The following is a 13,174-nucleotide window of genomic DNA, read 5'->3' on the forward strand; positions in this document are numbered from 1 at the left end:
GATCGCTCCGACGCCCCATTCTTTTGGCCCTAGCATTCGCCGCGGCGGCGGCTCATTGCTTGAGGGTGGTCGCGCTCAAGCAGCTCGGCTTCGCGAGCCGAGCGATAGCGCCCCTTCAGATCACGCCAGCGAGGGCTCGATGTCCTTGCACGCCTGGATCAGGCCCTGGACGGACTCGACCGACTTCTTGAACATGGCCTTCTCGTCGTCGTTGGTGGTGAATTCGACGATCTTCTCGACGCCGTCAGCGCCGATCAGGGCCGGCACGCCGACGTACAGGTCCGACAGGCCGTATTCACCCGACAGCCACACGGCGCAGGGCAGGACGCGCTTCTGATCCAGCAGGTAGGACTTGGCCATGGCGATGGCCGATTCAGCCGGGGCGTAGAAGGCCGAGCCGGTCTTGAGAAGGGCCACGATCTCGCCGCCCCCCTTGCGGGTGCGCTCCACGATGGCGTCCAGGTCGCCCTGGCTGAGGAAGCCCGCCGCGACGGCGTCCGGCAGGGGCAGGCCGCCGACCGTCGAGTGGCGCACCATCGGCACCATGTCGTCGCCGTGACCGCCCAGGGTCCAGGCGTGGATGTCCTGGATGGACACGCCGGTCTTCTCGGCCAGGAAGTAGGCGAAGCGCGCGGAGTCGAGCACGCCGGCCATGCCGACGACCTTCTCCTTGGGCAGGCCCGAGAATTTCTGCAGGGCCCAGACCATGGCGTCGAGCGGGTTGGTGATGCAGATGACGAAGGCGTTCGGCGCGTGCGCCTTGATGCCTTCGCCGACGGCCTTCATGACCTTCAGATTGATGCCGATCAGGTCGTCGCGGCTCATGCCCGGCTTGCGCGGCACGCCGGCGGTGACGATGCAGATGTCCGCGCCGGCGATGTCGGCATAGTCGTTGGCGCCCTTCAGCGACACGTCCTGACCGAACACCGAGGTCGCCTCGGCGATGTCCAGCGCCTTGCCCTGGGGGGTGCCTTCGGCGATGTCGAACAGGATCACGTCGCCCAGCGCTTCGCGGGCGGCCACGTGGGCCAGGGTTCCGCCAATCATTCCGGCGCCGATGAGGGCGATCTTCGCGCGAGCCATCAGAGTCTCCTTTGGTGGCCCGGTCGCGCTTGGCGCGGCTTGAGGCCGAGTAAGAGGTGGGGAGGAAATCGTCGGGCGGCGGTCTAGACCCGCGTTCGGCGCGCTGCAAGTTTGCCGCATGTCCGACTTTCGTCCCGACCCCGCCTTCGAAGCCGGCTCCATCGCCGCCACGGACTGGCCGCTGTGCCATGTGCGGCTTCAGGACGACGCCCGCTTTCCTTGGCTGATCCTGATCCCGCGCGTCGCCGATGCGGTCGAGATCGACGATCTGACGGAGCAGCAGCGACAGGTGCTGATGGGGGAACAGGTGAGGGCCGGGACGCTGATCCGAGACTTGGCCCAGGCGCTGGATCGTCCGGTCGACAAGCTGAACATCGCCGCCATCGGCAATGTCACCGCCCAACTGCATGTTCATGTCGTGGGCCGTCGCCGCGACGACGGGCTGTGGCCCGATCCGGTGTGGGGCCGGGCGGGGGCGCGTCCGTGGCCCGGCGACATGCGTTCTCGGCTTCTGGAAGCGATCCGCCAGCCCTTTCGCTGAGGCCCATGCGGCGGCAGGCCGCAGGGGGGCTTCGCCTTGCGCCGGTCACTGTCAGTCCCTAATCCTGAAGCGAAGCGCCTTTGCGCCGGGAAAGCCAAGTGCCGATTCAATTTCAGCTGATCTTCTTCGCCGTCATCGCGGCCTTCGTCCTGTTCCAGCTCTACAACGTCCTGGGCAAGCGCGTGGGCCGCCAGCCGGAAGAGGACGCCAAGAACGCCAAGCCCATGCCCGGCCTGGGTCAGTCGCAGACGGCCAATCAGGCCGCCGCCGCCAAGCCTACCCCGGCCGACGCCGCCCTGGCCCTGGCCGCGTCCGGCCTGAAGTCTCGCGATCCGGCGTTCGATCCCTCGCGCTTCCTGGAGGGCGCCCGCACCGCCTATGAGACGATCGTGCGCGGTTACGCCGCCGGCGACCGGGAGGCGCTGCGTCCGCTGCTGGCGCCGCATGTGATGGACTCCTTCGAGGCCGGCATCGCGGCTCGCGAGACGCGGGGCGACGCCGAACTGGTTGAGTTCCCCCATCCGCCCCGCGCCGATCTGGAATCCGCCGACGCCGAGGGGGACCGCGCCCGCGCCCGCGTCCGCTTCCTGGCCGAGCTGCGCAGCAAGGTGACGCCGTCCGGCGGCCAAGAGGCCGTCGAAGAGCGCCGCACCGCCGAGGTCTGGACGTTCGAGCGCACCCTGGGCGACGCCAACCCCAACTGGGTCCTGGCCCGGGTCGAGCCCGCCACGGCGTGAGCCCCGCGCAGCGGCCCTGGCGACGTTTGACGGCCGCGCTGATCGGCGCGCTCGCCGCCGCCTGCGCCAGCGCACCACCCCCTCAGACATCACCGGGCGGGCTCGGACCAGGCGGGTTGGGGCCGGGCGTTCCGCCATCAACCCACACGCCCTCCGGGCCGCCCCCGGCCGGTACGATCAGTCCTGCGGTTCTGCCGGGCTGGGGCGACGAAGATCACCTCGCGGGCTTCCAGGCCTATGTCGCGGGATGCGGCGTGGCCCGCGAGGCCACGGCCCGTCGCGTCTGCGCCAGCGGTCGCGACCTGGCGCGGGGCCGCCTGACGCAGTCGGACGCCCGCGCCTTCTTCGAGGCCAACTTCTCGGCCGTGCCAGCGCGCACCGACGACGGGCGCCCCGGCCTGTTGACCAGCTATTTCGCGCCCGAATATCCGGCGCGCCGCCGCGCGGACCGCGAGTTCGACACGCCCGTTCTCGCCCGGCCCGACGGCTGGCGCAACGGTCAGGTCCTGGCCACGCGCGCCGAGATCGAGGCCGGACCGCCGCCCACCCCCGTCTTGGCCTGGATGAAGGCCGAGGACCTGTTCTTCATGCAGATCCAAGGGTCGGGCTATCTGACGTTCGAGGACGGGGGCAGGGCGCGCGCCGCCTATGCCGCCGACAACGGCCACCGCTTCGTCGGCATCGCCCGGCCGATGGCCGAGCGCGGCCTGCTGCCGCAGAACGGCACCTCCGGCGACGCCATCCGCGCCTGGCTGGCGGCCCATCGCGGCCCTGAGGCGCGCGCCGTCACGGCGCTGAACCCGCGCTACATCTTCTTCGACATTCAGCCCGACGACGGCGGCCATCCGGCCGGTGCCGCCGCCGTGCCCCTGCCGCCGCGCCGTTCGATCGCGGTGGACCCGGCGCACTGGACCTATGGCGACCTGGTCTGGATCGACGCCGACGGCGGCAATCTGGCCGGCGCGCGCGCCAGCTATCGCGGCCTGGTCTCGGCACTGGACACGGGCTCGGCCATCCGGGGCCCCGTCCGCGCCGACCTTTACATGGGCCGGGGCGAGGCGGCGGGCTCAGAAGCCGGGGCGGTCCGCCATCCCCTCAGGATGTGGCGGCTGGTTCCCCGCTGATCCGACGATCCTTCTCCCGATGGGAGAAGGTGGCGCGCAGCGCCGGATGAGGGGCGGCGCGCTGGGGCGGCAAAGCCGCTGGCTCGACGTTGGCCTGCGCCCTTTCGCCCGACCAATCGCTAAGCTCTTGAGCGCTCAAGCCCTCTCCCATCGGGAGAGGGAAGACTTCACCGCCGCTTCATTCCACCCAGGACGCCGCGCAGGATTTCACGGGTGAGGGTAGAGCCGGCCGTGCGCAGGACGGACTTGGTCATGGCCTCGATCGGCGTCTCTCGGGTCGAGCGGCGCGGCGCGGCGGGCGTGCGGACGCGGGCCGTTTCTCGATCATGGCGCGCCTGCTCCTTGGCGCGGCCGGCCGCCGCCTTCTCGGCCTCCTTGGCGGCCTGGGCGTCCTGTTTGGCGCGGGCCTCCGCCAGCTTGGCGTCGGCGGCGGCCTGGTCGGCGGCACCGCGACGCAGGGCCAGAACTTCCTCGGCCGACTCTCGGTTGACCGCGACGTCATAGAGGCCGCGCACGGGACTTGAGGCCATGATCTGCGCGCGTTCGGCCTCGGTGGCGGGGCCCAGGCGGCTGTCGGGCGGGCGGATGGCGGTGCGAGCCACCACGGTCGGCGCGCCCTTGGCGTCCAGGGTCGAGACCAGGGCTTCGCCGACGCCGGCGGCCTGGATGGCCTCTGCCGTACTGAACGCCGGGTTGGGCCGGAAGCTCTCGGACGCCGCCTTCAGGCCGCGCTGTTCGGCGGGGGTGTAGGCGCGCAGCGCGTGCTGGATGCGGTTGCCCAGCTGGGCCAGGACCGTGTCGGGGATGTCGGCCGGGTTCTGGGTGACGAAATAGACGCCGACGCCCTTGGAGCGGATCAGGCGCACCACCTGCTCGACCTTCTGCTGCAGCGCCTTGGGCGCGTCATTGAACAGCAGGTGGGCCTCGTCGAAGAAGAAGACCAGGCGCGGCTTCTCGGGGTCGCCCACCTCGGGCAGTTGCTCGAACAGCTCCGACAGCAGCCACAGCAGGAAGGCGGCGTACAAGCGCGGGCTGTTCATCAGCCGGTCGGCCGCCAGCACATTCACCTGGCCGCGACCGTCCAGACCGGTGCGCATCATGTCTTCCAGCCTCAGCGCCGGCTCGCCGAACAGGCCCTTGCCGCCCTGCTGCTCCAGCTGAAGGATGGCGCGCTGGATGGCGGCGATCGAGACCGGGGCGACATTGCCGACCTCGCGGCCGATGCGCTCGGCGTTCTCGCCCACATAGGTCAGCAGGCTGCGCAGGTCGCCCAGGTCCAGCAGCAGCAGGCCCTCCTGGTCCGCCACATGGAAGACCACCGACAGCACGCCTTCCTGCACCTCGTTCAGGTCCAGCATCCGCGCCAGCAGCACCGGGCCGATCTCGCTGACGGTGGTGCGGATTGGATGGCCCTTTTGGCCGTACAGGTCCCAGAACACGACCGGCGCCGCCTTGCCCGTCAGCGTCAGATTCATCGAGGCGGCCCGGGCGGCCAGCTTCTCGTTGGCCGCGCCCGGCTGGCTGACGCCCGACAGGTCGCCCTTCACATCGGCGCAGAAGACCGGGACCCCGGCGTCGGAAAACCCCTGGGCCATGATCTGCAGGGTGACGGTCTTGCCCGTGCCGGTCGCGCCGGCGACGACGCCGTGCCGGTTGGCCCGGTTCCACAGCAGAACCTGCGGCTGGCCGTCGTCGGACTGACCCAGGAAAAGACCGGGAAGGGAACCGTCAGCGGGCATGGCGCGTCTCCGTGGATCGGCTAGGCTTATCGCCATATTCGCCGTTGGGGAACGCCGTCATGAAATCGCCAATCGCCGTGCCGGCTTCGACCGTGTCGAGGAATGCGCTCGTCGTGCTCGCCGTCGTCGCCGGGGGCGCGGCGCTCTATTGGCTGCGGGACATTCTGACCCCGCTGGCCATGGCCATCTTCCTGCTGATCATGATCGACGGGGTGAAGCGGGCGATCGAGCGGCGCACGCCCCTGCCGCACCGGTTCGCCGGGGCGGCGGCCCTGATCCTGGTGGTCCTCGGCTTCTTCGCCTCCATCGCCATCATCATCAACGGCGCGGCGGGCTTCTTCAGCGAGGCGTCCGGCGTCACGGCCAATATCGGGCCGCGCATCGATCAGATTCTGGCCGACGTGTCGCGGCTATTCGGCGTCGCCACGCCGCCGACGGCCATGGATCTGATCAACGGCATCGACCTCCGCGGCTATCTGACCCAGATGGCCTTCCAGGTGCAGGGCATCGCCTCGGGCGCCTTTTTCGTCCTGATCTATCTGGGCTTCCTGCTCGCCTCCCAAGCGGGCTTCCGAAAGAAGATCGTCGGCATGTTCCCCGAGCGGACAAGCCGCAGCGAGGCCGTCGAGGTCTTCGGCCGGGTCCGGTCGGGGGTCGAGGGCTATCTGTGGATTCAGGCCGTGACGGGGGTGATGATCTGCGCTGTCGCCTGGGGACTGATGAAGGCGGTGGGCCTGCAGAACGCGGAGTTCTGGACCTTCGTCATCTTCATCGTCGGCTTCATCCCGATCCTGGGCGGGGCGATCTCGGGCCTGGCGCCGCCGCTGTTCGCCTTGGTTCAGTTCGACAGCTATGGCCCGGCGCTGATCCTGCTGGTGGGGCTCCAGGCCATCCTGTTCATCGTCGGCAACTGGATTCAGCCGCGCATGCAGGGCGACAATCAGAACATCGACCCGGTGGTGGTGCTCCTGTCGCTGGCGCTGTGGGGGCATCTGTGGGGCGTGATCGGCATGTTCCTGTCCACGCCCCTGGCCGTCATGGCCATGGCCATCCTGGCCGAGTTCAAGGGCTCGCGCTGGGTGGCGGTGCTGCTGTCCGGCGACGGCGAGCCCTATGCCGAGCCGCGTGGCGCCAAGGCGGAAACGCCCGACCCGAAAGGGCGCGGCGGAAGGTCGCAAAAGCCGGTCTCCGACAGCCCTTGAAGGCGGCTTTAGACCTCCCATCTAGATGTCAGACGCCGGGGCCTTTCCCTCCCCCTCCCGGACCCGGCGTTTTCTGGACCGGCGCCTCCCTCCCCCTCCCGGCGCCGGCTTCACGAAGGCCGTCGAGCGAAAGCTCGGCGGCCTTTTCGTTGTCCGACAATGACTTGGCCATTGTGGCGCGCGGGCCACAGGCAGACACGTGCAACCCCGGGAGGCGGAACGGTATCCGCGCTCGACGGTTTGAGGCCCCGGAAGGGCGGGGACAAAAAAGGATTATGGAATGAACAAGACTCTCACCGCCGCACTCGCACTCGCCCTGGCCGCCGGCGCTGGCGGCGCCATGGCTCAGGAACGCCCGAACTGGAGCGGCGCCTATGTCGGCGTCTACGGCGGCTGGAACCAGGCCAACGATCAGGACGACGAAGTTCTGCGCTTCGACCGCAACCTGGACGGCCAGTTCAACGAACAGGTGACCCTGTCGGGCACCGGCGCCGACGCCTTCTCGCCCGGCTTCTGCGGCGGCCGCGCCAATGGCCCGTCCGCGCCTCAGGGCTGCGACAACGACAATGACGGCGGCGTCGAAGCCGGCATCCGCGCCGGTTATGACTGGCAGTTCGGCAATTTCGTCGTCGGCGGCCTGGGTGAGTTTTCGGCCACCAACGTCAAGGACGCCGTGACCGGCTTCTCGACCACCCCGGCCAACTACACCTTCACGCGCAAGCTGGACAATCTGGCCGCCGCGCGCCTGCGCGCCGGTTACGCGGTCGGTCCGGCCCTGATCTACGCCACCGGCGGCTACGCCTGGGGCAAGATCGACAACCGCTTCGAGACGTCGAACACCGCCAACAGCTTCACCGTCCAGGAAGACGATGACCGCGCTGACGGCTGGCAGGCGGGCGGCGGCGTGGAATACGCCCTGGCCCCGAACCTGACCGTGGGCGGCGAATACGTCTACACCTCGCTGGACGCGGGCGAGTATGTCGTGCGCGCCGGCAACACCGGCACGACCCCCCCGGGCAACCCGTTCATCCTGGCCCCGAACACCGGCGGCACGGACATCATCCGCAGCAACAGCCGGATGGGCGTCCACGCCGTGAAGATCGGCATGAACTACCGCTTCTGATCCTCGGATCGGTCGAACGGTGCGGAGCCGGCCTCGAAAGGGGCCGGCTCTTTCCGTTTTGAGGCTTCCCGCGCGCGATGACCTGTCCTAGTCAACACAGGCGGCCCCTGTCGTGCGCCGCCCTGTCCAGCGGCCTTGGCCGCGCCCCTTGCGAGCCGTGCTGATGTCCGCCGCCCCGACCGTTTCCGCCTCCGCCCCGGTTCTGACGCTGGAGGCGCTGGAGACGGCCTTCGCGGCGGCCGGAGGCGGGCAGGGCGAGGCCGCGAGGGCGTTCCTGGCCCAGGCGCACGAGGACTACGAGGCCGACGAGACGCCGGATCTGGCCGGCGAAGACCTGGCCGCCCTGCTGGCGACGGCCTGGAAGACTGTTCAGGCGCGCAAGGTCGGCGACGCGGCCAGCATCGCGGTCGGCCCGCTGGCGGGGGCCCAAGGACGTGCGACCGGCTACGATCTGGTGCAGATCATTCAGGACGACGCGCCCTTCCTGGTGGACAGCGTCATGGGCGAGCTGGCCGATGCGGGCGTCAGCGTGCGCGCCTTGTTCCATCCCATCATCGATCGGGGCGAGGGCCGCGAGTCGATGATCGTGGTCGTCATCGACCCCCTGCCGCAGGAGCGCCGCGACGTTCTGGGCGAGGGTCTGGCTCAGGCCATGGCCGATGTGCGCTCGGCCGTCGCCGATCACGGCGCCATGCTGGAGATGATGCGCGCGGCCGTGCGCCGGCTTGAGAGCACGCCGCCCCCCGGCCTGGACCCGGCCGTGCTCGATGAGAACGTCGAGTTCCTGCGCTGGCTAAAGGCGGACCACTTCGTCTTCCTGGGCGCGCGGGACTATGAGTATCCGCGCAGCGCCGACGGCGGCTATGAGGCCGAGGCCCCGCTCAGCCAGTCCGCCCAGGGTCTGGGGGTGCTGGTCGATCCCGAGCGGACGGTTCTGCGCCGCGCGTCCGAGCCAGCGGTGCTGACCCGGCAGATGCAGCGCCAGCTGGACCTCAGCGAGCCGGTGACGGTGGCCAAGGCCAATCTTCGCTCGCGAGTCCACCGCCGGGCCTACATGGATTACGTCGGGGTCAAGCGGTACGGCGCGGACGGCAAGGCGGCGGGGGAGACCCGCTTCGTCGGCCTGTTCACGGCCGAGGCCTACGACAAGACGGCCAAGGACGTGCCGCTGGTTCGGCGCAAGGTCGCCAACGCCCTGGCCCGCGCCGGCAAGGCCGAAGGCAGCCACAACCACAAGCGCCTGAAGAACATCCTGGAGAACTATCCGCGCGACGAGCTTTTCCAGATCGGCGAGGACGAGCTGCTGAACATCTCGCTGGGCGTGCTGCACCTGTACGATCGGCCGCGCATCAAGATCTTCACCCGCAAGGACCCCTTCGACCGCTTCGTCTCGGTCCTGGCGTTCATCCCGCGCGAGCGGTTCGACGCGTCGGTGCGCGAGCGCATCGGCCGCATCCTGGCGCGCGCCTGGGGCGGGCGTCTGTCCGCCTGGTATCCGCAGTTGTCGGACCAGCCGCTGGTGCGCATCCACTACATCATCGGCGTTTCGCCGGGCGATCACGCCACGCCCGATCCGGTCGCCCTGGAGGCCGAGGTCGCCGAGGCGGGACGCAGCTGGATCGACCGGTTCGAGACCGCCCTGCGACGTGGCGGTTTCAACGAGGTTTCGGTCGGACCGCTGAGCGCCAAATGGGCCGAGGGCTTCGGCGCGGGCTACCGCGACCGTTATGACGCCGCCGAGGCGGTTCAGGATCTGCAGCAGATCGATCGCCTTAACGCCTCGGGCGACCATGGCGACGGCGAGCCGGTGGCGGTGCGCGCGTTCCGCAACGCCGGCGACAGTTGCCTGCAGTTCCGCTTCAAGCTCTATCGGCGCGGCGAGGCCGTGCCGCTGTCGGATGTCCTGCCGATCCTGGCGGACATGGGGCTCAAGACGCTTGAGGAGTGGGGCCACGCCATCCGCCCCACCGGCGACGACCCCATTCACATTCACGAGTTCCTGCTGGAAGATCCGCGGGGTGAATCGCTGAGCTTCGACGACATCGCCCGCCCCTTCGAAGAGGCCTTCTCGGCGGTGTGGACCGGCACGGCCGAGAGCGACGGCTTCAACCGCCTGGTGCTGGAGCTGGGCGTGCCGTGGCGCGAGGCCGCCCTGGTGCGGACCCTGGCCCACTATCGCCAACAGACCGGCATGGACCCGACCCAGGCGGTTCAGGAAGAGGCTCTGCGGGAGTATCCCGATGTCGCGCGCGCCCTGCTGTCGCTGTTCCACGCCAAGTTCGGCCCGGACGGCGGATCGGTGCAGGACCGCGAGGCGTCCGTCGCCGAACTGCAGGACAAGATCGTCGGCCTGCTTCAGGACGTAAAGAGCCTGGATCACGACCGGGCGCTGCGCCGCATCGCCTCGCTGATCGGCGCCATCAAGCGCACCAACTATTTCCAGACCGACGAGAGCGGCGCGCCCAAGCCGCACATCTCGATCAAGATCGCCTCGCGCGAGCTGGACGACCTGCCGCTGCCCAAGCCCTATCGCGAAATCTTCGTCTGGGCGCCGCACGTCGAGGGCGTTCACCTGCGCTTCGGCCCGGTGGCGCGGGGTGGTCTGCGCTGGTCGGACCGCCGCGACGACTTCCGCACCGAGGTCTTGGGCCTGGTGAAGGCGCAGCAGGTCAAGAACGCGGTGATCGTGCCCGTCGGCTCCAAGGGCGGCTTCTATCCCAAACAGCTGCCGCGCGGCGGCGACCGCGACGCGGTGCAGGCCGAGGCGATCCGCAGCTACAAGACCTTCCTGTCGGGCCTTTTGGACATCACCGACAACATCACCGCGGACGGCGCGGTGGTCAGGCCTGCCCATGTCGTGGCCTGGGAGGATGACGACCCCTATCTGGTCGTGGCCGCCGACAAGGGCACGGCGACCTTCTCGGACATCGCCAATGGCGTCAGCCGATCCTACGGCTTCTGGCTGGACGACGCCTTCGCCTCGGGCGGCTCGGCGGGCTACGACCACAAGGTCATGGGCATCACCGCGCGCGGCGCCTGGGAGGCGGTCAAGCGCCACTTCCGCGAGATGGGCAAAGACATTCAGTCCGAGCCTTTCACCGCCGTCGGCGTGGGTGACATGTCGGGCGACGTCTTCGGCAACGGCATGCTGCTGTCCAAGGCGACGAAGCTGGTCGCCGCCTTCGATCACCGCGACATCTTCATCGACCCCAATCCCGATCCGGCCCGGTCGTGGGAAGAGCGCAAGCGGATGTTCGAACTGCCGCGCTCGTCCTGGCAGGACTACGACAAGAGCCTGATCTCATCAGGCGGCGGCGTCTTCTCGCGCTCGGCCAAGTCGATCGAGCTGAGCCCCGAAATCCGTCAGGCGCTGGAGATCGAGGACGAGGTCCTGGACCCCGCCGGCCTGATGAAGGCGATCCTGAAGGCGCCGGCCGAGCTGCTGTATTTCGGCGGCATCGGCACCTACGCCAAGGCGGCGGCCGAGACCGACCTGATGGTCGGCGACAAGGCCAATGATCCCATCCGCGTCGACGCAGGCGAACTTCGGGCCAAGGTGGTGGGCGAGGGCGCCAATCTGGGTCTGACCCAGGCTGCACGCATCGAGTTCGCGCGCAACGGCGGGCGCATCAACACCGACGCCATCGACAACTCGGCCGGGGTCGACAGCTCCGACCACGAGGTCAACATCAAGATCCTGACCGGAGGCGCGATCGCCTCGGGCGCGCTGAAGAGCGAGGATCGCAACCCGCTGCTGGCCTCCATGACCGAGGAGGTGGGCCATAAGGTGCTGGCCCACAACTACGACCAGACCCTGGCCGTCAGCCTGGTCGAGGCCGAGGGCGCGCGGGGTCTGGAGGCGCAGCAGCGCTTCATGCAGGCGCTGGGCGCGGCCGGAAAGCTGGACCGCAAGGTCGAGGGTCTGCCCAACGACCTGCGCATCGCCGAGATGCTGAGCCACGGCTCCGCCCTGACGCGGCCCGAACTGGCGGTGCTGCTGGCCTATTCCAAGCTGGAGCTCTCGGATGACATCGTAGCGTCCGAGGCCCCCGAGGATCCCTTCTTCGAGGAGACGGTGGTGCGCTACTTCCCCGCACCGCTCGCCCGCTTCGAAGCCGAGATGAAGGGGCACCGCCTGCGGCGCGAGATCATCGCCACCGTCATGGCCAATGAAATCGTCAATATGTGCGGCCCGACCTTCCCGGACCGTCTGCGCATCTCGGCCGAGTGCGACACCACCGCCCTGGTCGTGGCGTTCGAGGCCGCGCGGCGGGTGTTCCGTCTGGACGAGGCGTGGGACGCGGTCTCGGCGCTGGATCTGAAGATCACGGCCGAGGCCCAGACCGCCCTCTATTCCGAGATCGCCATGGTCCTGCGTCGTCAGACGCTTTGGCTGGCGCGCCGGGCGAAACAGGGCATGTCGGTCGGCGAGCTGATCGACATCTATCGCCCCGCTGCCGACGCCCTGCGTCAGGCCGGCGGCGATGTTCTGAGCCAGTTCGAAAAGGGCCGGCTGGAGAGCCGGGTCAAGGCCTTCACCGATCTGGGCGCGCCCGACGCGCTGGCCGCCGAGGTGGCCCTGCTCAAGCCGCTGGTCGCCACCGCCGACATCGGCGATCTGGCGCGCGAAGCCGGTTGGCAGGCGCCGGCCATGGCGCGGCTGTATCACCAGGTCGGCGCGGCCTTCGACTTCGACCGGCTGCGGGCCGCGGCCTCGACCGTGCCGTCGGCGGACCACTACGACCGCTTGGCGGTGCGCCGCCTGATCGGCGACCTGATGGCCGAGCAGGTGATGTTGACCCGCGCCGTCGCCCAGGCTGCCAGCGAAAGCGTCGGCGCTACAGAACAGTCGGCCGAGGCTGCGGTCGACGCCTGGATCGGCGAGCGTCTGGCCGTGGTCGAGGGCCTGCGCGCCTCGGTGGATCAGATCGAGGGCTCGGGCTCGGGCTGGACCTTCGCCAAGCTGACCATCGCCAACGCCGCCATCCGCGACGTCGCGGCGCAGGCTATCCGCTGAGCGCGGCTGACGCAGGCGTTACCGGCCGCCCCTCGCGCGGGCGGCCGGTCGCAGGCATGATGCGCGGCCTTTTGGCGGGGGAGCCCTGATGCCGCGCAAGTTCCTGGTGGTCGTGGACGACAGTCCTGAGTTCGATGCGGCCCTGCGCTTCGCCAGCCGGCGCGCCCGCTCGACGGGCGGCCGGGTCGTGCTGCTGCGGGTCATTCCCGACGGGTCGGACGCTCACTGGTCCGGCGCGCGCGACGAGATCGACCGCCAGCAGCGCGAAGAGGCCGAGGTGCTTCTGAACCGCCTGGGCGAAGAGGCGGCCGAGCGTTCGGGCGCGCCGCCCGTCTTCCTGATCGAAAAAGGCGATCCCCAGGGCGCGATCCGCAAGGTCGTGGGCGAGGATCCCGAGATCAAGATTCTGGTGCTGGCGGCCGGCCATCGTGGGCCGGGCCCGCTGGTCTCAGCGGTGATGAAGGCTGGCGGCGCCTTCACCGGCCGCAAGCTGCCCATCACCATCGTGCCGGGCGAACTGACCGAATCCGACATCGAGGACTTGGCATAGTTCTGGCCCTAGGCTCGCCGCGCGGCGGCTCGCGACCTGAGGCCATCGGGGGTTGAAG

9 protein-coding genes are annotated in these 13,174 nt (G+C 69.4%); 7 read left to right on the plus strand and 2 right to left on the minus strand.

Features of this window, described 5'->3' with window-relative positions; genetic code table 11:
• Positions 1-120 precede the first annotated feature (120 nt).
• Complete coding sequence (mdh, locus tag ACK4I0_RS02885) at positions 121-1,083, minus strand: malate dehydrogenase (protein ID WP_409607812.1); 963 nt, start codon at positions 1,081-1,083, stop codon at positions 121-123.
• Positions 1,084-1,201: 118 nt separating this feature from the next.
• Here mdh and ACK4I0_RS02890 point away from each other — a divergent pair, with 118 nt between their 5' ends.
• The 3 genes from ACK4I0_RS02890 to ACK4I0_RS02900 all read left to right on the plus strand — a co-directional run bounded on the left by ACK4I0_RS02890 (position 1,202) and on the right by ACK4I0_RS02900 (position 3,485).
• On the plus strand, positions 1,202-1,624 hold the full coding sequence (locus tag ACK4I0_RS02890; RefSeq protein ID WP_409607814.1) for an HIT domain-containing protein: 423 nt from the start codon (positions 1,202-1,204) through the stop codon (positions 1,622-1,624).
• 98 nt (positions 1,625-1,722) lie between these two features.
• The gene (timA, locus tag ACK4I0_RS02895; RefSeq protein ID WP_409607816.1) at positions 1,723-2,361 is read left to right on the plus strand and encodes a TIM44-related membrane protein TimA; all 639 of its coding nucleotides are present in this window, start codon (positions 1,723-1,725) and stop codon (positions 2,359-2,361) included.
• A gap of 116 nt (positions 2,362-2,477) precedes the next feature.
• A complete protein-coding gene (locus tag ACK4I0_RS02900; RefSeq protein ID WP_409607818.1) occupies positions 2,478-3,485 on the plus strand; it encodes an MltA domain-containing protein in 1,008 nt (335 codons plus the stop codon).
• A 167-nt stretch (positions 3,486-3,652) separates the two neighbouring features.
• Here ACK4I0_RS02900 and ACK4I0_RS02905 read toward each other — a convergent pair whose 3' ends face one another.
• Complete coding sequence (locus tag ACK4I0_RS02905; protein WP_409607820.1) at positions 3,653-5,224, minus strand: helicase HerA-like domain-containing protein; 1,572 nt, start codon at positions 5,222-5,224, stop codon at positions 3,653-3,655.
• Positions 5,225-5,283: 59 nt separating this feature from the next.
• Here ACK4I0_RS02905 and ACK4I0_RS02910 point away from each other — a divergent pair, with 59 nt between their 5' ends.
• The 4 genes from ACK4I0_RS02910 (at position 5,284) to ACK4I0_RS02925 (ending at position 13,116) form a co-directional block, all read left to right on the plus strand.
• Positions 5,284-6,426 carry an AI-2E family transporter gene (locus ACK4I0_RS02910; protein WP_409607822.1) on the plus strand — a complete coding sequence of 381 codons (1,143 nt, stop codon included), beginning with the start codon at positions 5,284-5,286 and terminating at the stop codon, positions 6,424-6,426.
• A 280-nt stretch (positions 6,427-6,706) separates the two neighbouring features.
• Entirely contained in the window at positions 6,707-7,549 is an 843-nt protein-coding gene (locus tag ACK4I0_RS02915; protein ID WP_409607824.1) for an outer membrane protein, read from the plus strand.
• Positions 7,550-7,712: 163 nt separating this feature from the next.
• The gene (locus ACK4I0_RS02920; protein WP_409607826.1) at positions 7,713-12,566 is read left to right on the plus strand and encodes an NAD-glutamate dehydrogenase; all 4,854 of its coding nucleotides are present in this window, start codon (positions 7,713-7,715) and stop codon (positions 12,564-12,566) included.
• A gap of 88 nt (positions 12,567-12,654) precedes the next feature.
• Positions 12,655-13,116, plus strand: a complete 462-nt coding sequence (locus ACK4I0_RS02925; RefSeq protein WP_409607828.1) for a universal stress protein — start codon at positions 12,655-12,657, stop codon at positions 13,114-13,116.
• The last annotated feature ends 58 nt before the right edge of the window (positions 13,117-13,174 follow it).

The sequence above is a fragment of the Brevundimonas sp. genome (assembly GCF_046295775.1).
Classification (GTDB): Bacteria; Pseudomonadota; Alphaproteobacteria; order Caulobacterales; family Caulobacteraceae; genus Brevundimonas.

What these genes read in the sequence shown, in the direction of transcription:
- ACK4I0_RS02910 (WP_409607822.1), top strand. Translation starts at nt 5,284, where the DNA reads ATGAAATCGCCAATCGCCGTGCCGGCTTCGACCGTGTCGAGGAATGCG.
- mdh (WP_409607812.1), bottom strand. Translation starts at nt 1,083, where the DNA reads ATGGCTCGCGCGAAGATCGCCCTCATCGGCGCCGGAATGATTGGCGGA.
- ACK4I0_RS02925 (WP_409607828.1), top strand. Translation starts at nt 12,655, where the DNA reads ATGCCGCGCAAGTTCCTGGTGGTCGTGGACGACAGTCCTGAGTTCGAT.
- ACK4I0_RS02905 (WP_409607820.1), bottom strand. Translation starts at nt 5,224, where the DNA reads ATGCCCGCTGACGGTTCCCTTCCCGGTCTTTTCCTGGGTCAGTCCGAC.
- ACK4I0_RS02890 (WP_409607814.1), top strand. Translation starts at nt 1,202, where the DNA reads ATGTCCGACTTTCGTCCCGACCCCGCCTTCGAAGCCGGCTCCATCGCC.
- ACK4I0_RS02915 (WP_409607824.1), top strand. Translation starts at nt 6,707, where the DNA reads ATGAACAAGACTCTCACCGCCGCACTCGCACTCGCCCTGGCCGCCGGC.
- ACK4I0_RS02920 (WP_409607826.1), top strand. Translation starts at nt 7,713, where the DNA reads ATGTCCGCCGCCCCGACCGTTTCCGCCTCCGCCCCGGTTCTGACGCTG.